The organism is Actinopolymorpha singaporensis (assembly GCF_900104745.1).
GTDB classification, from domain to species: Bacteria; Actinomycetota; Actinomycetes; order Propionibacteriales; family Actinopolymorphaceae; genus Actinopolymorpha; species Actinopolymorpha singaporensis.
The window spans coordinates 6,382,239-6,403,569 of the sequence record NZ_LT629732.1; the positions used below are offsets into that span (position 1 = coordinate 6,382,239).

The following is a 21,331-nucleotide window of genomic DNA, read 5'->3' on the forward strand; positions in this document are numbered from 1 at the left end:
CCGGACGACCACTGGGAGGCCGCCATGTCCGCCATGTCCATGGCCAGTCGCGGGGGCAGCGCACCGAACGACGCCGTGATCGTCGCCGCCGCGCGCACCCCGATCGGGCGGGCCGGCAAGGGTTCGCTGAAGGACGTCCGGCCCGACGACCTCGCCGCGTTCGCGGTGGACGCGGCCCTGGCCAAGGTTCCCCAACTTGACCGTACGGAGATCGACGACCTGTACCTCGGCTGCGCCGAGCCCCGCGACGAGCACGGCGGCAACATGGCGCGCCGGGTCGCGGTCCAGCTCGGCCTGGACGCCCTGCCGGCGGTGACCGTCAACCGGTTCTGCGCCTCCAGCGTCCAGACGGCGCGAATGGCCTTCCACGCCATCCGCGCCGGTGAGGGCGACGTGTTCGTCTCCGCCGGAGTGGAGTGCGTCTCGCGGTACGCCGGCTTCGGCAGCGCCGGCGTCGACCCGGTGCAGACGCACAACCCGCTGTTCGCCGAAGCGGAGGCCCGCACCCGCAAGTACGCCGAGAGCAACGACGTCTGGCACGACCCGCGCGCCGACGACCAACTCCCCGACATCTACATCGCGATGGGCCAGACCGCGGAGAACGTCGCCACCGCACGCGGGGTGAGCCGGGCGGTGCAGGACGAGTTCGGCGTACGTTCGCAGAACCTCGCCGAGGAGGCGATCCGCAGCGGCTTCTTCGCCCGCGAGATCACGCCGTACCCGCTGCCCGACGGCACCCTGGTGGAGACCGACGACGGACCACGGCGCGGGACCACCCTGGAGAAGGTCGCGGCTCTCGATCCGGTCTTCCGGCCCGGCGGTACCGTCACCGCCGGCAACTGCTGCCCCCTCAACGACGGCGCCGCCGCCGTGGTGATCATGAGTGCCGAGAAGGCCCGCCGGCTCGGCATCACCCCGCTCGCCCGGATCGTCGCCACCGCCGCATCCGCGCTGTCCCCGGAGATCATGGGCCTCGGCCCGGTGGAGGCGAGCCGGCGCGCGCTGGACCGCGCAGGACTCCGGATCGGCGACATCGACCTGGTGGAGATCAACGAGGCGTTCGCGGCGCAGGTCGTCCCCTCTGCCGAGGACCTCGGCATTCCCTGGGACAAGCTGAACGTCCACGGCGGGGCGATCGCGCTCGGCCACCCGTTCGGCATGACCGGCGCCCGCATCATGACCACTCTGCTGAACGGCCTGCGTAGCCGGGACGCGCAGTTCGGCCTGGAGACCATGTGCGTCGGCGGCGGTCAGGGCATGGCGATCATCCTCGAACGCCTCTCCTGAACCCGAGCACCTGCCCGAACGCCTGTCCGGCACGTCTGCGCCGGTGGCCGTAGGCTGGCCGGCCATGAGCCCATACATCGCCACCACCGAACGCCTCGAGCGCGCCGACCTGCTCTCGTTCCTCCGTCCGCGCCACCAGGGCGTGCTCGTCACCACCCGGCGCGACGGGCGGCCGCAGATCTCCCCGGTCACCCTGGGCCTGAACTCCGACGACCGGATCGTCGTGTCCACCTATCCCGAACGCGCCAAGGCGATCAACGTCCGGCGCGACCCGCGGGTCAGCGTGTGCGTGATGTCGGAGGGTTTCTCCGACCCGTACATCCAGGTGGACGGGACCGCCCGGGTCATCGACCTGCCCGAGGCCGTGGAGCCGCTCGTGGAGTACTTCCGGTGCATCAGCGGCGAGCACCCCGACTGGGACGAATACCGCGAGGCGATGCACCGTCAGGGCAAGTGCGTCATCGAGATGGAGATCGACAGGTGGGGCCCGGTCGCCCGCGGCGGCTTCCCCCCGCGCCTGGTCCAGTCCGACGAAAGCTGACCCATCCACCCGTACGCCGAACCATCCCGACCCGCGCCCTGAGTGGCGCGAGACGCCAACGGCGGTTACGGAATCGGGGCAGTCATGAGGGATCTCTTCGGATGCGCCAGGTAGGTGCGCACGGGGGGTTGTGTACTGCCCGCACGTCAGGCAGGCTCGGGGGCATGGTCCACGACTGATCCGACTGTCCCCGATCTCGGGAGGGCGACATGGCTCTGCACCACTCCGAAGAGACCCATCAGAACCTCTGCGCCCGGCTGGCGCAGGCGACCGGACGAGATCTCCCAGAGTGGATCAGAGTGCTGGAGAACGGACCCACCTTCCTCCGCTTCGAGGACCGGGTCAGTTGGCTGCGCAGCGAGTACGGCATCGCCCACGGGCACGCCACCGCGATCGTGCACGAGCAGGACCTCCGCCGCGCCCAGCGCAACTTCGGGTGAGCCCCGCGGACACGGTGGGCGCCGAACCCTCGGCCCCGGCGCCGAGCCGGCGGCATCGATGGACGTGACACAGGCGCAGGCGTTCCTGCGCGAACACCATCACGCCGTCCTCGGCACGATTCGCCGGGACGGCCGGCCCCAGCTCTCCCCGGTCACCGTCGGGGTGGACGACGAGGGGTACGCCGTGATCAGCACCCGCGAGCCGGCGTACAAGGTACGAAACCTGCGGCGCGACCCGCGGGCCAGTCTCTGCGTCTTCCCCGACGGGTTCTACGGCGAGTGGGTCCAGGTCGAGGGAGAGGCACACATCCTGTCGCTGCCGGACGCGATGGAGCCGCTGGTCGACTACTACCGCGGAGTCTCCGGCGAGCACCCGGACTGGGCCGACTACCGCGCGGCGATGGAACGCGACCGTCGCTGCCTGATCCGCGTCCGCATGGACCGGGTGGGGCCGGTGGTGTCCGGCTGATCCTCGCGATCTCCGGCTGACATGCGGAAAGGGCCGCCCGAGAATCTCGGGCGGCCCTTCCGCGTTTCTGCCTGTCCGGCTCGGTCTGGGTCAGTCACCGCCGCGCAGGATCGCGAGGATGCGCAGCAGCTCGATGTAGAGCCACACCAGGGTGACGGTGAGCCCGAACGCCGCGAACCACGCGTCCTTGCTCGGCGCACCGGCGGCGATGCCCTTCTCGACGTAGTCGAAGTCGAGCAGCAGGTTGAAGCAGGCCAGCGCCACCCCGATCACGGCGAACACCAGGCCCAGCCCGCCCAGCCCGCTGACGCCGAGGTTGAGGCCGAACATGCGCAGGACGAGGTTGACGGCCACGATGAGGAAGAAGCCGAGGGTGGCGGCCACGACGAACCGCTGGAACTTCGGGGTCACCCGGATGATCCGGAACTTGTAGACCGCGAGCATGCCGGCGGATGCGCACATCGTGCCGAGGACCGCCTGGGCAACGATGGACGAGTCACCGACGTAGGCGGACAGCACCTTGCTGGCCAGGCCGACGAACACGCCCTCGACCGCGGCGTAGCCGAGGATCAGCGCCGGGTTGGTGATGTGCCGCAGGCCGATGACGAAGCCCAGGCCCATCCCCACAAGGGCGGCACCGATCAGCCAGCCGAAGTGGGCCGGCTGCACCGGTCCGGTGAGGAACCACGTCGCGCCCGCCACCACGATCAGGGTGCCGAGCGTCATGGCGGTGCGGGCCACCACGTCGTCGATGGTCATCCGGTCGCGCCGCGGGCCGGAGTAGGACGGCGCGTCGTACATCTCCCGCAACTGGTCGGCACTCATGCCCGCGGCGCCGGAGCCAGCCGACTGGAACGCGTCGCTGCGCCGGAACACCGGGTTCTTGCTCTGCATCCTGGGTCCTCCTCCGCCGGCGGCGGGTGACGGTCGGCGGCCCGCGAGCGCGGGCCGGTTGGCTGCGGAATGCTCCACAACAGCGCCGGGCCGGTTCGGACCGGCTCGGCAGTGACGCCAATAGTAATGACTCGGCAAAGTCTTTGTCCTCCCCAACGGACATTTCGTCTCCAATGCCCGGCCCCGCCCTTCTCCGCCCACTTGACCTGAACCTTGGTGGAGGTCACAGGCTTGGGCGCGGACAACGGAGCGGGACGAGCCTGGAGGTCTGCGGATGCGCGCGGTGTGGGTCAGTGGGTTCGGCGGGCCGCAGGTGCTGGTTCCGGGTGAGGCGCCGGACCCCGCGGCCGGGCCCGGCCAGGCCCTGGTCGAGGTGGCGTACGCCAACATCACGTTCGTGGAGACCCAGCTCCGGTCCGGCACCGGCCCCTTCACCCCGACGCTGCCGACCATCCCCGGCAACGGCGTGGGCGGGACCGTCCGTGCCGTCGGGACAGGCGTCGACCCGGCCCTGGTCGGCGGGCGGGTGGTGACCAGCACCGGCGGCTCCGGCGCGTACGCCGAACTCGTCGTGGTGGCCGCGGACGGGATGGTGGAGGTTCCGGCGACGCTGCGGCTGGACGACGCGGTGGCGGTGCTCGCCGACGGCCGGACAGCGACCTGGCTGATGCGCGCGAGCGGCGCCGGGCCCGGTGACCGCGTGCTGGTGACGGCTGCCGCCGGCGGCGTCGGAACGCTCCTGGTGCAGCTGGCCACGGCGGCCGGAGCGCAGGTCGTCGCGGCGGCCGGCGGTGACCGCAAGTTGGCGTTGACGACGAAGCTGGGCGCGAAGGTCGCCGTCGACTACCGCCGCCCGGACTGGACCGAGCGGGTACGTGAGTCCGTCGGCGGCGTCGACCTCGTGCTGGACGGTGTGGGCGGCGCGCTGGGCAGGGCGGCGTTCGGCCTGCTGGTCGAGGGCGGTCGGATGCTCAGCTTCGGCCTGGCCAGCGGCACCTGGACCGACGTGCCGGAAGCGGAGGCGCGGCTACGTGGCGTGCGGCTGCTGCGCCCGGCCCTGGATCCGGCGGACGTCCGCGAACTCACCGAGAGCGCCCTGCGGGCGGCCGCCGACGGCCGGCTGCACCCGGTGATCGGCCAGCGGTTCGAGCTGGCCCGGGCGGCCGAGGCACATGCCGCGATCGAGGCACGCGCCACGATCGGCAAGACGCTGCTGGAGGTGCGGCCGGAGGAAGCGACGTGATACCGGAGTGCCCCCGGTGGGACTCGAACCCACAAAACTGACACCCATTTTAAGTGGGCCGCCTCGACCAGTTGGGCTACGGGGGCGCTGCGCGGGCCGACCGCCAGACCACCGACGGCTGACCTGTGACCACGCCCAACCTTAGTGTCGCCAGGCGCTCCGGGTGGCGGGCAGTAGTGCCCGGCCGTCGGTGTGCGGGCGAACGACCAGCAGCTGGTACGCCGAGATCCGGGCCGCCTCGAACGCCAGTGCCGACACCGCGAGGTAGAGCAGCCACACCCGCGCCCGCCCCGGCGAGGCCTGCCGGGCGCACTCGTCCCAGGCCCCTTCCAGGTTGGCCACCCAGGCTCGCAGGGTGCGGGCGTAGTGCTCGCGCATCGTCTCCAGGTCGCGGACCTCCAGGCCCGCGTTCTCGATGATGCTCGTGACGGTTCCGATCGGGAGGAGCTCGGCGCCCGGGTGGACGTAGGCGTCCAGGAAGGAGCGTTCCTGTGCCAGCGGCTCACCGCGCCGGCCGACCTGGTTGACCAGCAGCCGGCCACCCGGACGCAGCAGGCCGTACAGCGCGCCGGCGTACTCCCCCAGCCGGTCCGCACCCACGTAGTCGGCCAGCCCGTACGCGACGATCGCGTCGAACGGGTCGGCCTCGACCTCGCGCCAGTCCGCGACCCGGAACTCCACCCGCCCGGCGAGCCCCGCGTCGACCGCCCGCTTGGTCGCCTGCTCGGCCTGTTCGGCGGAGGAGGTGATGCCGAGCCCGCTCACCGCGTGGTGCTCGGCGGCGTGCAGGAGGAACGTCCCCCAGCCGCAGTCGACGTCGAGCACCCGGGCGCCGCGTTCTTCCGCGGGCCGATCGGCAAGGCCCAGCTTGCGGCAGGCGAGCTGCAGGCCGGCGCGTTGCGCGTCGTCCAGGGACATGCCCGGCTCGGCCCAGTAGCCGCTGCCCAGCATCAGCGTCTGACCGAACACCCGCGACAGGAACTTCGTACCGACCGGGTTGTCCGGCGAACCGCTCGGTGCGGTGTCGCGATCCAGCGCGTGCCGGCGTTCGGCCCCCGTGATCTCCTCCTCCGGCGGCTTGGGCGCCGGGCCGACGGCACCGAGATAGACCGCAGCCCGCATCAGTTCGCTGCGGTCGGCGGCGGTGAGCTCGGGGCGGGCGCCGATCGAGCGCCCGAACGGCGCGAGGCGTTCCAGGGCGGTGAGGATCGGGCCGTCGACCTCGATCTCGCCGGCGACGAACGCCCGGGCCAGGCCGAGTTCGTCCGGCCGCCACAGCAACCGGCGGACGGCACGCCGGGAGTGCACGCGTACGGCCGGCGCTTCGGTGGGCCCGGCCACCGAGCCGTCCCAGGCATGCAGGCGGACGGGCGCTTCCAGCCCGAACAACCGCAACAGGATGTCGTGCAGCCGCTCGGCGACAACGGGACCGGCCACAGCGCCCCCTCTCGTTCGGTCGTCCCCGTGACGTTCTACCCGTCCCGGGGACGATCGAGCCACTGCCGGATCAGAACCGAACCAGAACCGAACCAGAATCGGATCAGAATCGGATCAGGGCCGGAGCAGGCGCCGACGGCGTTGCAGCTACTGCCTGTGCTGCTCCCAGGTCACCTCGGTCCTCCCACCAGCATGAGCGTGTTCGAACTCCGGCGACCTGCTCGCGGGCGGGGAGAACTGGCGCGGCAGGGCGCTGCGTTCGAACTCCTCCCGCGGGCGCTGCAGGCTTCCGAGCGAGACGATCTCGCGGGGGAAGAACAGGCCGAGCGTCCAGTCGGCCACGATGCGGACCTTGCGGTTGAGGGTGGGCATCCGGCTGATGTGGTAGGTACGGTGCATGAACCACGCCGGCCAGCCGCGCAACTTGATGCCGTAGACCTGCGCCACGCCCTTGTGCAGGCCGAGGCTGGCCACCGAACCCACGTGCTTGTGCTCGTAGTTGTGCAGCAGCCCGCCCCTGAGGGCGCGGGCGACGTTGTCGCCGAGCACCTTCGCCTGGCGTACGGCGTGCTGGGCCGACGGGCTGCACAACGCGTTCGGCGGGCCGGTCAGGTCGGGGACCGCGGCGCAGTCACCGGCCGCCCAGACGTGGTCGGCACCCACGACCCGCAGGTCGGGCTCGGTGGGCAGCCGGCCCTTGTCGTCGCGTGGCAGGTCGGAAGCGGCGATGACGGGATTCGCCTTGACGCCGGCGGTCCACACGATGGTGTCGGAGTCGAACCGCGTGCCGTCGGACAGCTCCACGTGCCCGCCGACGCAGGACGCCAGCAGGGTGTTCAGCTTCACGTCGATGTGGCGCCTGCGCAGGCGCTCGACGGTGTAGCGGCCCATGTCCTCCCCGACCTCGGGCAGGATCCGGCCGGCCGCCTCCACGAGCACCCAGCGCATGTCCTCGGCGCGGAAGTTGCGGTAGTAGCGGCAGGCGTAGCGGGCCATGTCCTCGAGCTCGGCGAGCGCCTCGACTCCGGCGTACCCGCCACCGACGAACACGAACGACAGCGCTCGTCGCCGGGTCTCCTCGTTCGTGGTGGACTCGGCGACGTCGAGCCGGTCGAGGACGTGGTTGCGGAGCTGGATGGCCTCCTCGACCTGCTTGAAGCCGATGCCCTGCTCGGCGAGGCCGGGGATGGGCAGGGTGCGGGCGACCGAGCCGAGGGCGACGACGAGTTCGTCGTAGTGCACGTCGTACGTCGCGCCGGCGCGCGGCTCGATCCGGGCGCTGCGCCCGGCGTGGTCGATGCTCACGATGCGGCCGGTGATGACCTGCACGTCCGGGAGGACACGCCGCAGTGGTACGACGACGTGGCGGGGCTCGAGGTTGCCGGCCGCGGCCTCCGGGAGGAAGGGCTGGTACGTCATGTACGACCGGGGCTCGACGACGGTGATCGTGACCTCGCCCCGGCGGATTTCCTTGCGAAGGGATTTCTGGAGCCGGAAGGCGGCGTACATGCCGACGTAGCCGCCTCCGGCGATGAGGACGTGGCGTGTGTTCACGTCCGTTCACCTCCTCGGTTGGTTTCAGGCTAGTCGCTCGTGAATGTCTTCACAAGGCTGGACACCGCTGTCGGTAACGTCACACCCCACGCCCGGGAGCACCTAAGCTCGATAGAACGAGGGAGGGGCCGTGGGCGGGATCTTCGCTGTCATCCTCATCGCCCTGGTCGTCGCGGCAGTAGCGCTGACCGTGCCGCTCGTCGCGCTCGTCCAGCGCCGCGAACAGCGCCGACTCGAGGGCCTTGCCGCCTGGGCGTCGTCGATCGGGTGGACGACGTACGCCGGCAGCGTGGAGGTGCCCTGGACCGCTCGCCTGCCCGGAGCGAACCCGCGCGGGGTCCGCTGTCTCTTCACCGGCATCTATCGCGAACTACCCGTGAGCATGGCGGAGTACACGTACCAGACGACGCACACGACCTACGTCAACGGGCAAACCCAGGTCACCACCGACAACCACGACTTCGTCGTGTGCGTCGTGCATCTCCCCTACACCTACCCCGGCATCGAGGTGGCCAGCCGCGGCTCCGGCTCGCGCATGTGGCGCTGGCTCAACGGCCCGGACCACGCCGAGGAGGTGGGCATCGACGAGTTCGACCGGGACTTCCGCGTCCACAGCACCCACCCAGAACTCGTACGGCAGGTGATCGGCCCCGCGCTGGTCCGCACCCACCTGGCCGGCATGGCGCCGAACTGGAGCCTGCACGGCACCGACCTGCTGGTGTACTGGCAGGGTCGGATGGAGCCCACCCGGGTGCTGCCCGCCGTGGACTCCGTCATCCGCGTCGCCAACCTCCTCGGCCGCTGACGGCTCGCATCCAGACGATGCTTCCCGAAGAACATCTCCCGTACGGTCGCTCCATGAACGAGGCGGAGACCCGAGTCCTGAGTGTCAGTGCGCGGGCAGGCCGGCGTGGTCGGCGGCACGGGTGAGGACGGCGTCCAGCATCGGCTCGGTGAGCTTGCCGGTGAAGGTGTTCTGCTGGCTCGGGTGATAGGAGCCGACGAGGAGCACTTCGGGTCGCTCCGCCGGATGCTGGTCGGCTGCGGTCAGCAGAACCTCCGCTGCGTGGCCGAACCGCGGCCGCGGACGGGGAACCCGGTAGCCCAGCGCGGCGAGAGTACGAACCGCAGCGGTCCAGCCGTACGACCCGAGGGCCACGACCGACCGGACGGTCGGGGCGGAAATCTCCCACTCCCTGCGCAGCCACGGGAAGCACGCGTCGCGTTCGGCCGGCAGCGGCTTGTTCGCCGGAGGCGCGCAACGGACCGCGGCGACCACGCGGACGCCGAGCAGACGTTGCCCGTCACCGGCCGAAACGCTCGTCGGCTGCACGGCGAGGCCCACCCGCGCGAGTGCGGCGAACAGCCAGTCGCCGGACCGGTCGCCGGTGAAGATCCGGCCGGTGCGGTTGCCGCCGTGCGCGGCCGGTGCCAGCCCGACGACCAGCATGCCGGGTGCCGGGTCGCCCCATCCAGGCACCGGACGTCCCCAGTACGGCTGGGCGGCGAACGACCGGCGCGGCGACGCGGCGACCTCCTCCCGCCACTCGACCAGGCGAGGGCAGGCCCGGCACACCGACTGCGCGGCGGTCAGCTCACCCAGGTCGGGCGCGGACGCCGCGAGGCGCTCCACCTCGGCGGCGTCGTGCGCGACGGGGGTTCCCGGCTCGGCCGGGTCGTCCGGCCAGCCGGTGCCCGGCGCAACGGGGCTGGCGAACAGCGCCCCGGTCACCGGGTGCGGGCGCCGGTCAGTGGTCATCAGCGGCCATCCGAGGTCGTCAGCGGGCCGGACGGGACGACCGCTCGGCGCCGCTCCACGCGATGCCGTCCAGGATGTCGTGCTCGCTGACCACCAGCTCCGTCCGGGCGAGGTGAGGTGAGACCCGGGCGAGGATGCGGTCCAGGATCAGTGCGCCCGCGCCGATCACGTCCACCCGGCCCGGATGCATGAACGGCAGCGCCTTCCGCTCCGCGTGGGTCATCGTCAGCAACCGGCCGGCGGCCGCGTGCACGTCGGCCGCGCCGATGCGGGCGTGGTGGATCCGGTCGCGGTCGTACGCCGGCAGGTCCATCGCCGTCGCCGCCACCGTCGTCACCGTGCCGGCCAGGCCGACGAGGGTGCGAGCGCGCTCCAGCGGGACCTCCCCGGCCACCTCGTCCAGCCGGCGCTCGACCTCCGCCCGGGCCCGCTCCACCTGCTCAGGTGTGGGCGGGTCGTCGGTGAGGTACCGCTCGGTCAGTCGTACGCAGCCCATGTCGACCGAGACCGCCGCCTCCGGCCGGGCGCCGCCGAGGACGAACTCGGTGGAGCCGCCGCCGATGTCGACGACGAGGTACGGCGTCGGGATCCGGCGACCGGCCAGCTCGCGGGTCGCGCCGGCGAAGGACAGGTCGGCCTCCTCGGCACCGGTGATCACCTCGGGTTCGACACCGAGGATCTCCCGAATCCCCGTCACGAACTCGGCTCGGTTGTCGGCGTCGCGGGAGGCGGACGTGGCGACGAACCGCACCTGGTCGGCACCCAGTTCGCGGATCCGCTCGGCGTACCGCTCGCAGGCGGCGAACGTCCGGGCCAGCGCCTGCTCGGACAACCGGCCCGTGCGGTCGACGCCCTCCCCGAGCCGGACGATCTCCAGCCGGCGGTCCAGTTCGTGCAGATGGCGGGTTCCCGTCGCCGGCTCGGTGGTGATGTCGGCGACCAGCAGCCGGATGGAGTTGGTGCCGCAGTCCACGGCTGCCACGCGTACCGGCGGGCCCACCTCGACGCAGCGTCCCCCCGCCGCCCAGTCCGGCAACAGCGCCAGCGCCTCGTCCCCGAGCGGGTTCACTCCCGGTCCCGCCGCGAGCGCGTGGCCGACGAGAGAGTGCAGGCACTTCACCCGGTCGGGCATGCCGCCGGCGGAGATTCCGGCGATCTCGGGTACGTGGCCGAGACGCTCGCGCGCGGCGAGGTAGTGCTCGTGTGCGCGCCGGTAGCCGGCGGCCAGGTCGGGGTCGGCGGCCAGTCGTTCGGTCCACTCCCGCATCAGCCCACTCGCCTCCAGCCGCCCGATCTCGGCAGCCAGGCGCGGGCAGGTGAGGTAGAAGGTGGTCGGGAACGGCGTACCGTCGGGCAGCCGCGGCTCGGTCTCCACGACGTCCGGCAGTCCGCACCGGCACCGGTGCGCGACGCGGTGCACACCGCGGGCCGGCCGGCCCAACTGGGCGCTGACCGCCACCACGTCGGCCGGGTCCACCGGGGCGTCCGGATCCACGGGGTCGGGGGGGTCAGGTGCTGCGGTCATCGGTTCGGTCGCGGCGTCTGGGTGGGGCTGGGGTCGATGGTCTTCGGCGGCTGGTGTTTCGGCGTGCTGGGCGTCTTGCCGACGGGCGGCGTCGTCGGCTGCACACCGGAGCGCTCGACACTCCCCCACAGGCTGGACCACCAGGCCTGCTGGGGCCCCGAGCGGACGGCGGCGCCACCGGCGGCGGCCGGCGCCTTCGCGACCGAGCCGTCCTCACCGACGACGACGTATCCGGTCTCGCCCGGCTTCACCCAGCGCAGGCGCTCGCGGGCCTGCGCCTCGACGTACGCCGGATCGTGCCAGCGCCGTAACTCCTTCTCCAGTGAGGCCACGCGCTCGGTGCGCTGGGTCTCCTCGGTGCGCAACGCGGCGATCTGGCTGCGTTGTTCGACCCAGGCCCGCAGGCTGGACGCGTACGAGATGACCAGCGCCGCGATCACCAGGGCCAGGATCGCCGCCCGGCCGGTGACGTTGCCGTTGCGCCGCGAAGCGGGCTTGGTGGCGTCGGACCGGCCGGGGCCGCGACGAGCACCGGGCACTGTCCCGGCGGTGGCGCGGGCCACACCGGGCCGCACCGCCTCCGGACGGGCCTCGCCCCGGGCGGCCGTGCGGGTGGGGCCGGCGCCGGCGGTGCGGCGGGTGGTCCGGGGAGTGCCCGCACCACCTCGCGAACCGCGTCCGGACGTGCCACGCCCGGACGTCCCGGGCTTGGCGCGTCCCGGCCCTCGCCCGCGCCCCGCGGGCCGGGCGTTGCGACCACCTCGCGCGTCGCTCACCGGACCTACTCGGAGGTGAACCGCGGGAACGCCGTACGTCCGGCGTAGCGGGCCGCGTCGTCCAGCTCCTCCTCGATCCGCAGCAGCTGGTTGTACTTCGCCACCCGCTCGCTGCGCGCGGGGGCACCGGTCTTGATCTGGCCCGCGTTGGTCGCCACCGCGAGGTCGGCGATCGTGGTGTCCTCGGTCTCACCGGACCGGTGGCTGATCATCGTGCGGAAGCCGGCGCGGTGGGACATGTCCACCGCGTCGAGGGTCTCGGTGAGCGTGCCGATCTGGTTGAGCTTGATGAGCACCGCGTTGGCGGACCGCTCGGCGATGCCGCGGCCGATCCGCTCGGGGTTGGTGACGAACAGGTCGTCGCCGACCAGCTGCACCTTCCCGCCGAGGGTCTCGGTGAGCCCGGCCCAGCCGGACCAGTCGTCCTCGGCCAGCGGGTCCTCCAGTGACACCAGGGGGTACGACGCACGCAGCTCGGCGTAGTAGGCCGCCATCTCCTCCGACGTCTTGTCGCCGCCCTCGAAGCGGTAGCGGTCGCTGTCGGCGTCGTAGAACTCGGTGGCCGCGGCGTCGATGGCCACCGCGACGTCGGTGCCGAACCGGAAGCCGGCCGCGCCGACCGCGGTGGCGATCAGGTCCAGCGCCGCCCGGTTGGACGGCAGGTTGGGCGCGAAGCCACCCTCGTCACCGAGACCGGTGGACAGGCCCTGGCTCTTCAGAACCGCCTTCAGCGCGTGGTAGGTCTCCGCACCCCAGCGCAGTGCCTCGGCGAAGGTGGCCGCCCCGATCGGGGCGATCATGAACTCCTGGAAGTCGACGTCGTTGTCGGCGTGCGCACCGCCGTTGACGATGTTGAGCATCGGCACCGGGAGCAAATGCGCGTTGGGCCCGCCGACGTAACGGAACAACGGCAGGTCGGCCGAGGACGCGGCGGCGCGGGCGACGGCCAGGGACACGCCGAGCAGCGCGTTGGCGCCGAGCTTGGCCTTGTTGGGCGTGCCGTCCAGGTCCATCAGGCGGGCGTCGATCAGCCGCTGCTCGCTGGCCTCGTAGCCGACCAGCTCCGGGGCGATCACGTCGACCACGCCGCGCACGGCGTTGGTGACACCCTTGCCGACGAAGCGCTTGTCGTCACCGTCGCGCAGCTCCACCGCCTCGAACGCGCCGGTCGACGCACCGGAGGGTACGTCGGCGCGGGCGATGGTGCCGTCGTCGAGACCCACCTCGACCTCGACGGTGGGATTGCCGCGCGAGTCCAGAATCTCGCGGGCGGTGAGGGCCTCGATCGTTGCCACGTGCTTCCTCCCAGACAACCTCAGGTCACGGATGCCCCGAGCCCAGGGCAGGTTTCACCCTAGCGGCGCCGCCTGTGCGCACCGCGAACCGACCCGCGCACCGCCGGGATCACTCGCGATCAACCGGGATTCTCGGCGGCGCGAACGGCATCGACGTAGCGCCGGCAGGCGTCCCGTAACGCCTGTTCGGGATCGAGGTCCGCGGAGCGCGCGCGGTCCACCAGGGCCAGCAACGCCGCGCCGAGCCGGTCGGCGTCCAGGCGTCCCGGCTCGCCGAGGGTGTGACCGGCGACCTCGGCGAGTACGCCCGGATCGGGCCCGTCGACCCGGACGCCCGACCTTCTCGTACGCCCGAGCAGCTTGTCGGCGAGCGTCAGCGCGGGCAGCGCCAGCGGCACGCCCTCGACCGCGGAAGTCCGCCGCTTCTCCTCGGCCTTCAACTGGTCCCAGACGTTCTCCACCTCGGCCGCCGTCGACTCCGGAGTCCCGGACGGGCCACCCGCGGCAGGGCCGAAGACGTGCGGGTTGCGCCTGATCAGCTTCTCCACCAGGTCGGCGGTGACGTCGTCGATGGAGAACGGCGTCTCCGCGTCCTCCTCGGCCAGCCGGGCGTGGAACACCACCTGGAACAGCAGGTCGCCGAGCTCCTCGCGCAGGTGCTGCCGGCCGCCGGTCTCGATCGCCTCGACGGTCTCGTACGACTCCTCCACGAGGTACCGCACCAGCGAGCGGTGCGTCTGGTCGCGCACCCACGGGCAGCGTTCGCGCAGCTGGTCCATCACCGACACCAGGTCGAGCAGCCGAGCGCCGGGCAGGTCGTAGGAGGCGGGCACCACCTCCAGGGTGGGCAGGCCGCGCGTACCGGCCTCGGCGGCGGTGGCCAGCAGGTGACCGAGCGCCCGGCCGAGCGCGGGATCACCGTCGTCGGCGGCCAGCCACACCACGTCGACGCCGGCACGCGCCCTGGTCACGAGGAGGTCGGCCAGCTCCCCCGGCCCGGGCGCGTCCTCGACCACGAGGACGCGGACCCCGGCGGCCTCCACCGCCGCGCGTTGCGGGTGGTCGGCGTCGTCGGTGAGCACCTGGCCGGCCGCGTGCAGCAGCTCCCAGGCAGGCCAGGCGAGCAGCCCCGGCGCCACGCGCGGGCTGGTCAGCAGCAGCGCGATCCGACCGGCCGTCATCTGCGGGGCCACGGTGGGGTCAGGGCATCTGCGGGGCGGCCGGAGCCTGGGTGGCGGTCGGCCCCGGGGTGACGAGCTGGCCGCCCGGCTTCACCGCTCCGCCGGACCAGGTGCCGTAGCGGGGGTTGACCCGGACGCCGACCTGCTTGGCCGTCTTCGCCATCTCCCGCCCGACCAACTGGTCGGCCTTGGCCTGGTCCTGCTGGCTGGCCGGCTCCCTGCCGAGCAGCTTGGTGTTGAGTGCCCGCCGCAGGACGACCCACCGGGCGAAGCCGTCCAGCATGTCCGGCGGGATGACCACGCGCTGGGACTGGATCTGGGACTTCACCTGGTCGATGTCGGCCTGGCTGGCGCTCACCCCGGCACGCCTGGCGGTCGGCACGATCAGTGCGTCGTCGACGAGTTGCTGCAGCAGGTCGCTCTGCAGCTTCGTCGACTCGGAGTCGCTGAGATCGGACCGGCCGGCCTTGGCCAGGATGTCGCGCGACTGCTTCTGGAGGTAGGACACCGAGATCGTCTCGTCGCCGACTGTGGCCGCGGCTCCGGGGTTGGAGACCGCGCCGCAGCCGGACAGCGCCAGCCCGGCGACCAGAGCGACAACGGCGACTCGACCAGCGTGCCTTCGACCGACCACGGGACCTCTTCTCGTAACGGAAACCAGCCACGTCGCACCCGATCGTACGCAGGGCCTTCCGGCGGCGGGCCGACGGGCCGGACCCTACTCTCGACCCATGTCCGGCCCCATCTCCGAACGAACCGCACCCTCCGGAGCCTCCATGGTCCGGTTCCGGGCGGGCCTCGCCGCCGCCGGGCTGCTCGTCCTGGCCGGCTGCGTGGCGGCGTTCCTCGTCAGCCCGTTCGTCAGCGTTCCCGCGGGTGTGGCCGCCGGCGGCCTGGCCGGAGTACTGGTGGCCGGCCCGGCGCACCGGACCGCCCTGGTGCCTGTCGTGACCGTCGCAGCACTCGTCTCCCTCGCCGCCACGATTCTCGTCCCGGAGCCGCTGCCGCCGAGCGTGCAGTGGTTCGGGCTGTTCGAGCTGGCCGGGCTGCTGTGGCTGATCGTCCTGGTGGTCCGGCTTGCCCCGGCCCGGCAGGCGGTCGCCGTCGGCCTGCTCGCCTCGGCCGCGCAGGCGACGATGATCCTTCGTGCCGTACGCGGCTGGTCCCTGCTGGACCAGGTGGGGTCGGTCGGCTTCTGGGCGCTCGGCGCGGTGTGTGCCGCTCTCGGTGGGACCTACCTGCGGTCACTGGACAGCACCCGCGAGCGGGCCGTTCGCGAGGCACGCCGGACGCAGCGGCTGGCGCTGGCCCGGGACCTGCACGACTTCGTGGCGCACGACATCAGCGGCATCGTGGTCCAGGCGCAGGCCGCGCGCGCGGTGGCCGCGCAGCGGCCGGAGGCCGTTCTCGACGCGCTCGCCCGGATCGAGGAGGCCGGGCTGGCGGCGCTGTCCTCGATGGACCGGACCGTGCACATGTTGCACGACCCGGACGAGGACTCTGCGGAAGGCGGCGCGGAGCCGCCCGGCGCTGCGGACACCGGCCGGGCAGTCGCACCAGGTGTCGCCGACCTGCCCGAACTCCTCGACCGGTTCGCCGCCGGCGGGTCCGGGCCGGTCCGGCTGCACCTGCCCCCGGACCTGGCCGCCGCCATCCCCCGCGAGATCGGCTCCACCGTCCACCGGGTGGTGGTGGAGGCGCTGACGAACGTACGCCGGCACGCACCGCTCGACTCCGCCGTCACCGTCCTGCTCACCCGCGGGGACGGCGACGCCTCGACACTGACCGTGGAGATCACCAACCAGCGGGTCGGCCCCGGCCGTACGGACGCTCCCGTCGACGGCGGCGAACGCCGGGGCGGCCTCGGTCTGGTCGGCCTGGCCGAACGCGTACAGGCGCTCGGTGGCACCCTGTCCGCCGGTCCGTACGGCCGGGCGGGATGGCGTACGACCGCGGTCCTCCCCCTGTCCACCGGTCCGTCCACCGGTCGAGCCGGCCGGGGCGACGACCGAGGTGACCACCCCGTGACACGAGGACGAGAATGACCGGCGTGGCCACCCGGATCCTCATCGCCGACGACCAGGAGAACATCCGCAGCGGCTTCCGGTTGGTCCTGGACTCCCAGCCGGACATGCACGTCGTCGCCGAGGCCGCGGACGGCGCCTCGGCGCTGGAGCAGGCCCGGCTCCTGCGGCCGGACGTCGTGATCGCCGACATCCGGATGCCGCGGCTGGACGGCCTGGAACTCACCCGGGCGCTGGCCGGGCCGGACGTCCCCGACCCGCTGCGGGTGGTGGTGGTGACGACGTTCGACCTGGACGAGTACGTCCACACCGCGCTGGCGTACGGCGCCTGCGGGTTCCTGCTCAAGCGTGCCGGTCCCACGCTGCTGGTGGAGGCGGTGCGCGCGGCGGTGGCCGGGGACACGTTGATCAGTCCGTCGGTCACCGTTCGCCTGCTGCGCCACGTCAGCGAGCGGCGGCGCACCCGCACTGCTTCCCCGGTCGAGCCGCTGACCGAGCGGGAGGTCGAGGTGGCCCGCCTGGTCGCCGCCGGCAAGACGAACGCCGAGATCGGCGCCGACCTGTTCATCTCGGCGGGTACGACCAAGACGCACGTCGCGAACATCCAGCGGAAGCTGGGCGTACGCAATCGGGTGGGGATCGCCGCGTGGGTGTGGGCGTCAGGCGAGACGATCCCCTGAGAGCCACAAGTGCGGTGTGGGCGTCAGGCGAGACGATCCCCTGAGAGCCACAAGTGCGGTGTGGGCGTCAGGCGAGACGATCCCCTGAGAGCCACAGGTGCGGTGTGGGCGTCAGGCGAGACGATCCCCTGATTCGCGTCAGGAGCGGCGCGGGTGCCGTGGCGTGGGCGGGTCCGGCGCCAGCGAGCCGTCCGGGGCGATGTGCTCGAAGATCTGGTCGACAAGGGTGAGGACGTGCGGGTCCTCCACGGCGTAGATCTGCCGCCGGCCCTCTCGCCGGGCCGTCACCAGCCCGGCCAGCCGGAGCTTGGCCAGGTGCTGGCTGACCGCGGCGACGTTGGCGCCGGTGCTCTCCGCGAGCGTGCCCACGTCGTACTCGTGCCGGGCGAGCAGCCACACGAGGTGCAGCCGGGTGGGCGAGGACAGCAGGTCGAACGTGTCCGCCGCCGCTCGCAGCTGCGGCCCGGACAGCATGGGCTGCCCGATCGGCTCAGGTGACCCGGTCGGCTGGGGCGGATCGGCTGGATTGACCATGACGCCGCCGATTCTTCCGCATGCGCCAGGTGAGCGGAACGGCCGGATGTGAGCTGGCCCACAACAATTCGTCACTTGCGCAACTGGTTGACAATCCTGCCGGTCCGCGCCAGGCTGTACGACGCGAAGGGGAGTAGCCCCCAATGCCGCGGTCGACACGCTGGCAGCCCCTGTGGCGCCCGGCCCGGCAGCCTCCACCAGGCGGGCGAGACCTTCGACCAGGCGGATACGCCCGGGTCGAGAGGTCGCATCCCTCGGTCCGGCCTGATCGAGGAGCGACACTTCGCATGGATGCCCTGACGGCCAGCTTCTTCCTCAGCTTCGGCGTCATCTTCGTGGCCGAGCTCGGCGACAAGTCTCAGCTGATGGCCCTGACCTTCGCCACCCGCTACCGCGCACTCCCCGTGCTCGTAGGGATCACCGTCGCGACGGCCGTGGTGCACGCGGTGTCGGTGGGCGTCGGCTACTTCCTCGGTGCCAACCTGCCCACCGGTTGGATCTCCCTGGTGGCCGCGCTGGCGTTCTTCGGGTTCGCCGGCTGGACCCTGCGTGGCGACAGCCTCTCCGAGGACGAGGAACAGAAGGCCCGCCGGGCCAAGCAGTCCGCGATCGTCGCGGTCTCCGTCGCGTTCTTCCTCGCCGAACTCGGCGACAAGACGATGCTGGCCACCATCACCCTGGCCACCCAGCACGGCTGGCTGGGCACCTGGCTCGGGTCGACCGTCGGAATGGTGGTCGCGGACGCCATCGCCATCGTGATCGGCCAGCAGCTCGGCCGCCGGCTGCCCGAGCGTGCGATCAGGTACGGCGCCTCGGCCCTGTTCGCCGTCTTCGGCGTCTGGCTGCTCGTCGAGGCGATCACCCAACTGCGCTGACGCGTACGGCGCGTACGGCACGTACGACCAACACGGCGAACGAAAGGCGGCGGCCCGTCCTCACCGGACGGGCCGCCGCCTGTTTCACGTCAGAGCGCCAGCGGGCCACGTCGAAGGGTCAGGAGCCCAGCGTGTCGGGGTCGCCGCCGGTCCGCTCGTCTCGGTTCAGGGCGGTGATCGCACCCAGGTCGCCGGCCGACAGCTCGAAGTCGAACAGGTCGAAGTTCTCCTTGATCCGCGACGGAGTGACCGACTTCGGGATGACCACGTTGCCGAGCTGGATGTGCCACCGCAGCACGATCTGGGCAGGCGTCTTGCCGTACTTCTCCGCCAGCCTGCCGATCTCGGGGTCCTTCAGCAGCTCGCCGCCCTGGGCCAGCGGGCTCCACGCCTCGGTGGCGATGTTGTGCTCGCTGTTGAACGCCCGCAGCTTCTCCTGGATGAGGTACGGGTGCAACTCGATCTGGTTGAGGACCGGGACGTCGGTGGCCTCGTCGAACAGCCGCTGGAGGTGGTGCGGGTTGAAGTTGGAAACGCCGATGGAGCGGACCCGCCCGTCGGCGTACAGCTTCTCGAACGCGCGCCAGGTGTCGACGTACTTGTCCTGGCTCGGCACCGGCCAGTGGATGAGGTACAGGTCCACGTAGTCGAGCTTGAGCCTGCGCAGGCTCTCCTCGAACGCCGCGAGCGTGGAGTCGTAGCCCTGCTCGCCGTTCCACAGCTTGGTGGTGACGAACAGCTCCTCGCGGGGGACGCCGGACTCGGCGATCCCCTTGCCGGTGCCCTCCTCGTTGCCGTAGATCGCGGCCGTGTCGATGCTGCGGTAACCGACCTCGATCGCGGTGCGCACGGCGGCGGTGGCGTCCTCGTCGGGCACCTGCCAGACGCCGAAGCCGAGCTGCGGCATCTCCACACCGTTGTTCAGGGTGACGTTGGGTACTGCGGACATGCGCGTGAACCTCCATGGGAGTGCACTGGTGTGCCGGTCGTGTCGGCGACTCGTGAGGTCACGACCGGTCATCCCAAACATCAGACCACAGCGGCGGCCTTGCGGCGAGCGGGGGTCAGCGGGCCCGGCGACCCGGCGGTCGGTCAACGGGCCGGGCGACCCGGCGGTCGGTCAACGGGGCCTCGGCGGCGGGCGTACGGGCGCCGGTTAGATTTGCCCGCGTGGAGCTGCGCACGGTCGGCTTCGACCACCCCGATGCCCAGACGCTGACCGAGCAGGTGCAGCAGGAGTACGTCGTACGCTACGGCGGGATCGACCGCTCACCGATCGACCCGCGCGAGTTCGACCCGCCGACAGGACTGTTCCTGGTCGGCTACCTCGACGGCCGGCCGGTCGGCTGCGCGGGCTGGGCGTACTCCGCCGTACACCCTGCTGTGGCCCCGGTGACGCCGAGGTGAAGCGGATGTACGTCGCACCCGAGGCTCGCGGGCGGGGCCTGGCCCGCCGGATGCTCGCCGCCCTGGAACGCGACGCCGCCGCGGCCGGGAAGACCCGGATGGTTCTGGAGACCGGCCTCGGCCAGCCGGAGGCGATCACGCTCTACCTGTCCGCGGGTTACGCGCCGATCCCGTCGTTCGGCCTGCACCGCGACTCACCCGGCAACCGGTGCTACGCCAGGTCACTGGCGACCGGGACCGATCCGGCGCCGGAGCAGGTGGGCGGAGCTCAGCGGTAGCCGAAGTCCTGCGTCCACCACGGTCCACCGGGCCCGATGTGGGCACCGACGCCGATCGCCTTGATCTTGCAGTTCAGCATGTTCTCGCGGTGGCCCCGGCTGTCCAGCCAGGCCCGGGTGACGTCCTGCGGTGTCTGCTGGCCGCGGGCGATGTTCTCCGCGGCGGGAGCGTCGTAGCCGGCGGCCCGGATGCGGTCCCAGGGAGTCCTGCCGTCCGGCGTGTTGTGCCCGAAGTAGTCGCGGGCGGCCATGTCGGCGGAGTGCGCGTGCGCGACGGATCGCAGCCGGTCGTCCACCCGCAGCGGTGCGCAGCCGACGCGCGCACGGGCGGCGTTGGTCAGCAGGACCACCTGGGTCTCGTACAAGGCCTCCTCGCGGGTACTGGTGGTTCCCGAATCGGTCTGCGGCCTGGCGGTGCGGGCGGGAGGCGCGGCTCCCGAGTGTGCAGGGACGTACGCCGGGGGGCCGGCGAGTCGACCCTGGCCTTCGGCTGCTCGGCCTTCTCGGCCGCCTTCGGCTCGGGTGGGTCGGCGGCCCTCGCGCTTCTTCGGCGCCGGACCAGCCGGCTTGTCCGCGGGGGCGGTGTTCTTCGGGTGGCGGCGCGCTCCGGCGTGGCCGCGGGCGGCGCCGTCACCCTCTTGGCCGGGTGGGGGCCGGCTTCGCGGCCGGGGCGTCGGCGGCCCGCTCGGGCGTACCGGCGTGAGGCGGATCGGCCACCACGCGTTCCTGGCCGGCCCGGGGAGTCTGGTCGGCGGGCTGGAGGTAGCCGCTCAGCGCGAGCGCACCACCGCCGAGCCCGAGAACCGGTAGCCACCAGTGCCGGGACCATCAGGCGGCGCGACAGCGGGCGCCTGCCTCGGTGGCGCGGCCGGTCCGCCTCCTCGTCCCAGTAGCCGCGGTCGTGACGACCGTCGTCGTGGTGGAGTACGTCTCGGTCCTCGCGCGCCACGGCTTCTCCCAGGTCTCGAGTGCTGGCGGTCGATGGTCGTTCGGTCTGTTTCGCCCCATCGGCGGCACCTGTCGCGGATGTCGGTTACGGAAGATCCGGCACCGGAATATTAGGCGATGCCGGGAGCGGCAGCGGCAGCTTGGGCGACGGTTTCCGGGTGGGCGTCGGGTCGCTGGTCGGCGA

The 21,331-nt window shown here is 72.1% G+C and carries 23 protein-coding genes, 1 tRNA gene and 1 pseudogene; 11 read left to right on the plus strand and 14 right to left on the minus strand.

What is annotated here, in order from left to right; all coding sequences use genetic code 11:
- Window positions 1-24 precede the first annotated feature (24 nt).
- The 4 genes from BLU27_RS28555 (at window position 25) to BLU27_RS28570 (ending at window position 2,737) form a co-directional block, all read left to right on the plus strand.
- The gene (locus BLU27_RS28555; RefSeq protein ID WP_241827696.1) at window positions 25-1,287 is read left to right on the plus strand and encodes an acetyl-CoA C-acetyltransferase; all 1,263 of its coding nucleotides are present in this window, start codon (window positions 25-27) and stop codon (window positions 1,285-1,287) included.
- Between the two features lie 64 nt (window positions 1,288-1,351).
- Window positions 1,352-1,828, plus strand: coding sequence for a PPOX class F420-dependent oxidoreductase (locus BLU27_RS28560; RefSeq protein ID WP_092656914.1), 477 nt, complete (start codon window positions 1,352-1,354; stop codon window positions 1,826-1,828).
- 209 nt (window positions 1,829-2,037) lie between these two features.
- Window positions 2,038-2,268, plus strand: a complete 231-nt coding sequence (locus BLU27_RS28565; RefSeq protein ID WP_092656916.1) for a DUF4287 domain-containing protein — start codon at window positions 2,038-2,040, stop codon at window positions 2,266-2,268.
- 58 nt (window positions 2,269-2,326) lie between these two features.
- Window positions 2,327-2,737, plus strand: a complete 411-nt coding sequence (locus BLU27_RS28570) for a PPOX class F420-dependent oxidoreductase (RefSeq protein ID WP_092656918.1) — start codon at window positions 2,327-2,329, stop codon at window positions 2,735-2,737.
- 90 nt (window positions 2,738-2,827) lie between these two features.
- On the opposite strand, the gene BLU27_RS28575 is transcribed toward BLU27_RS28570, so the two are convergent.
- Window positions 2,828-3,631 (minus strand): Bax inhibitor-1/YccA family protein, encoded by an 804-nt coding sequence (locus BLU27_RS28575; RefSeq protein WP_092656920.1) that lies wholly within the window; start codon window positions 3,629-3,631, stop codon window positions 2,828-2,830.
- 274 nt (window positions 3,632-3,905) lie between these two features.
- On the opposite strand from BLU27_RS28575, the gene BLU27_RS28580 reads away from it, so the two are divergent.
- Window positions 3,906-4,874: a zinc-binding dehydrogenase gene (locus BLU27_RS28580; RefSeq protein WP_092656921.1), complete on the plus strand. Its 969-nt coding sequence runs from the start codon at window positions 3,906-3,908 to the stop codon at window positions 4,872-4,874.
- A gap of 8 nt (window positions 4,875-4,882) precedes the next feature.
- On the opposite strand, the gene BLU27_RS28585 is transcribed toward BLU27_RS28580, so the two are convergent.
- The 3 genes from BLU27_RS28585 to BLU27_RS28595 form a co-directional block, all read right to left on the minus strand.
- Window positions 4,883-4,960, minus strand: a tRNA-Leu gene (locus BLU27_RS28585).
- 55 nt (window positions 4,961-5,015) lie between these two features.
- Entirely contained in the window at window positions 5,016-6,311 is a 1,296-nt protein-coding gene (locus BLU27_RS28590; protein WP_197681615.1) for an SAM-dependent methyltransferase, read from the minus strand.
- A gap of 147 nt (window positions 6,312-6,458) precedes the next feature.
- The gene (locus BLU27_RS28595; RefSeq protein ID WP_092656923.1) at window positions 6,459-7,865 is read right to left on the minus strand and encodes an NAD(P)/FAD-dependent oxidoreductase; all 1,407 of its coding nucleotides are present in this window, start codon (window positions 7,863-7,865) and stop codon (window positions 6,459-6,461) included.
- A gap of 130 nt (window positions 7,866-7,995) precedes the next feature.
- Between BLU27_RS28595 and BLU27_RS28600 the strand changes: the two genes are divergently transcribed.
- A complete protein-coding gene (locus BLU27_RS28600) occupies window positions 7,996-8,670 on the plus strand; it encodes a hypothetical protein (RefSeq protein WP_092656925.1) in 675 nt (224 codons plus the stop codon).
- 84 nt (window positions 8,671-8,754) lie between these two features.
- Here BLU27_RS28600 and BLU27_RS28605 read toward each other — a convergent pair whose 3' ends face one another.
- The 7 genes and pseudogenes from BLU27_RS28605 to BLU27_RS29690 form a co-directional block, all read right to left on the minus strand.
- A complete protein-coding gene (locus tag BLU27_RS28605; RefSeq protein WP_092656927.1) occupies window positions 8,755-9,624 on the minus strand; it encodes a uracil-DNA glycosylase in 870 nt (289 codons plus the stop codon).
- A gap of 19 nt (window positions 9,625-9,643) precedes the next feature.
- On the minus strand, window positions 9,644-10,624 hold the full coding sequence (locus BLU27_RS28610) for a Ppx/GppA phosphatase family protein (RefSeq protein WP_197682012.1): 981 nt from the start codon (window positions 10,622-10,624) through the stop codon (window positions 9,644-9,646).
- A gap of 24 nt (window positions 10,625-10,648) precedes the next feature.
- Window positions 10,649-11,149 (minus strand): annotated as a pseudogene (locus BLU27_RS30075) (DUF501 domain-containing protein); the annotation flags it as partial.
- Window positions 11,146-11,925: an FtsB family cell division protein gene (locus BLU27_RS28615; RefSeq protein WP_092649364.1), complete on the minus strand. Its 780-nt coding sequence runs from the start codon at window positions 11,923-11,925 to the stop codon at window positions 11,146-11,148. The gene BLU27_RS28615 and the pseudogene BLU27_RS30075, both read right to left, overlap by 4 nt.
- A gap of 5 nt (window positions 11,926-11,930) precedes the next feature.
- The gene (gene eno / locus BLU27_RS28620) at window positions 11,931-13,220 is read right to left on the minus strand and encodes a phosphopyruvate hydratase (protein ID WP_092649366.1); all 1,290 of its coding nucleotides are present in this window, start codon (window positions 13,218-13,220) and stop codon (window positions 11,931-11,933) included.
- A 119-nt stretch (window positions 13,221-13,339) separates the two neighbouring features.
- Complete coding sequence (locus BLU27_RS28625) at window positions 13,340-14,401, minus strand: MazG nucleotide pyrophosphohydrolase domain-containing protein (protein WP_092649368.1); 1,062 nt, start codon at window positions 14,399-14,401, stop codon at window positions 13,340-13,342.
- A 19-nt stretch (window positions 14,402-14,420) separates the two neighbouring features.
- Window positions 14,421-15,035: a SurA N-terminal domain-containing protein gene (locus tag BLU27_RS29690; protein WP_172804836.1), complete on the minus strand. Its 615-nt coding sequence runs from the start codon at window positions 15,033-15,035 to the stop codon at window positions 14,421-14,423.
- A 97-nt stretch (window positions 15,036-15,132) separates the two neighbouring features.
- On the opposite strand from BLU27_RS29690, the gene BLU27_RS28635 reads away from it, so the two are divergent.
- Together BLU27_RS28635 and BLU27_RS28640 are read left to right on the plus strand one after the other, a co-directional pair.
- Window positions 15,133-16,446 carry a sensor histidine kinase gene (locus BLU27_RS28635; RefSeq protein WP_092649372.1) on the plus strand — a complete coding sequence of 438 codons (1,314 nt, stop codon included), beginning with the start codon at window positions 15,133-15,135 and terminating at the stop codon, window positions 16,444-16,446.
- Between the two features lie 5 nt (window positions 16,447-16,451).
- The gene (locus BLU27_RS28640) at window positions 16,452-17,105 is read left to right on the plus strand and encodes a response regulator (protein ID WP_197681841.1); all 654 of its coding nucleotides are present in this window, start codon (window positions 16,452-16,454) and stop codon (window positions 17,103-17,105) included.
- Window positions 17,106-17,243: 138 nt separating this feature from the next.
- Here the strand turns inward: BLU27_RS28640 and BLU27_RS28645 are convergent, their stop codons facing one another.
- On the minus strand, window positions 17,244-17,639 hold the full coding sequence (locus BLU27_RS28645; RefSeq protein WP_338417588.1) for an ArsR/SmtB family transcription factor: 396 nt from the start codon (window positions 17,637-17,639) through the stop codon (window positions 17,244-17,246).
- Between the two features lie 287 nt (window positions 17,640-17,926).
- Here BLU27_RS28645 and BLU27_RS28650 point away from each other — a divergent pair, with 287 nt between their 5' ends.
- Window positions 17,927-18,514, plus strand: a complete 588-nt coding sequence (locus tag BLU27_RS28650) for a TMEM165/GDT1 family protein (RefSeq protein WP_092649377.1) — start codon at window positions 17,927-17,929, stop codon at window positions 18,512-18,514.
- Between the two features lie 118 nt (window positions 18,515-18,632).
- On the opposite strand, the gene BLU27_RS28655 is transcribed toward BLU27_RS28650, so the two are convergent.
- Window positions 18,633-19,463 carry an aldo/keto reductase gene (locus BLU27_RS28655; protein WP_092649379.1) on the minus strand — a complete coding sequence of 277 codons (831 nt, stop codon included), beginning with the start codon at window positions 19,461-19,463 and terminating at the stop codon, window positions 18,633-18,635.
- Window positions 19,464-19,684: 221 nt separating this feature from the next.
- Here BLU27_RS28655 and BLU27_RS30720 point away from each other — a divergent pair, with 221 nt between their 5' ends.
- Both BLU27_RS30720 and BLU27_RS30725 read left to right on the plus strand, forming a co-directional pair.
- Window positions 19,685-19,921, plus strand: a complete 237-nt coding sequence (locus tag BLU27_RS30720; protein ID WP_241827697.1) for a hypothetical protein — start codon at window positions 19,685-19,687, stop codon at window positions 19,919-19,921.
- Window positions 19,870-20,199 carry a GNAT family N-acetyltransferase gene (locus BLU27_RS30725; protein ID WP_241828073.1) on the plus strand — a complete coding sequence of 110 codons (330 nt, stop codon included), beginning with the start codon at window positions 19,870-19,872 and terminating at the stop codon, window positions 20,197-20,199. Before BLU27_RS30720 ends, BLU27_RS30725 begins: the two co-directional genes overlap by 52 nt.
- On the opposite strand, the gene BLU27_RS28665 is transcribed toward BLU27_RS30725, so the two are convergent.
- On the minus strand, window positions 20,190-20,564 hold the full coding sequence (locus tag BLU27_RS28665; protein ID WP_092656931.1) for a CAP domain-containing protein: 375 nt from the start codon (window positions 20,562-20,564) through the stop codon (window positions 20,190-20,192). The two genes, BLU27_RS30725 and BLU27_RS28665, sit on opposite strands and share 10 nt — an antisense overlap.
- Window positions 20,565-21,331: the final 767 nt, after the last annotated feature.

Bases quoted from the DNA above. Each gene is read 5' to 3' on its own strand.
- BLU27_RS28555 (WP_241827696.1), top strand. From the start codon at position 25: ATGTCCGCCATGTCCATGGCCAGTCGCGGGGGCAGCGCACCGAACGAC.
- BLU27_RS28560 (WP_092656914.1), top strand. From the start codon at position 1,352: ATGAGCCCATACATCGCCACCACCGAACGCCTCGAGCGCGCCGACCTG.
- BLU27_RS28565 (WP_092656916.1), top strand. From the start codon at position 2,038: ATGGCTCTGCACCACTCCGAAGAGACCCATCAGAACCTCTGCGCCCGG.
- BLU27_RS28570 (WP_092656918.1), top strand. From the start codon at position 2,327: ATGGACGTGACACAGGCGCAGGCGTTCCTGCGCGAACACCATCACGCC.
- BLU27_RS28575 (WP_092656920.1), bottom strand. From the start codon at position 3,631: ATGCAGAGCAAGAACCCGGTGTTCCGGCGCAGCGACGCGTTCCAGTCG.
- BLU27_RS28580 (WP_092656921.1), top strand. From the start codon at position 3,906: ATGCGCGCGGTGTGGGTCAGTGGGTTCGGCGGGCCGCAGGTGCTGGTT.
- BLU27_RS28605 (WP_092656927.1), bottom strand. From the start codon at position 9,624: ATGACCACTGACCGGCGCCCGCACCCGGTGACCGGGGCGCTGTTCGCC.
- BLU27_RS28625 (WP_092649368.1), bottom strand. From the start codon at position 14,401: ATGACGGCCGGTCGGATCGCGCTGCTGCTGACCAGCCCGCGCGTGGCG.
- BLU27_RS28635 (WP_092649372.1), top strand. From the start codon at position 15,133: ATGTCCGGCCCCATCTCCGAACGAACCGCACCCTCCGGAGCCTCCATG.
- BLU27_RS28645 (WP_338417588.1), bottom strand. From the start codon at position 17,639: ATGGTCAATCCAGCCGATCCGCCCCAGCCGACCGGGTCACCTGAGCCG.
- BLU27_RS28650 (WP_092649377.1), top strand. From the start codon at position 17,927: ATGGATGCCCTGACGGCCAGCTTCTTCCTCAGCTTCGGCGTCATCTTC.
- BLU27_RS28655 (WP_092649379.1), bottom strand. From the start codon at position 19,463: ATGTCCGCAGTACCCAACGTCACCCTGAACAACGGTGTGGAGATGCCG.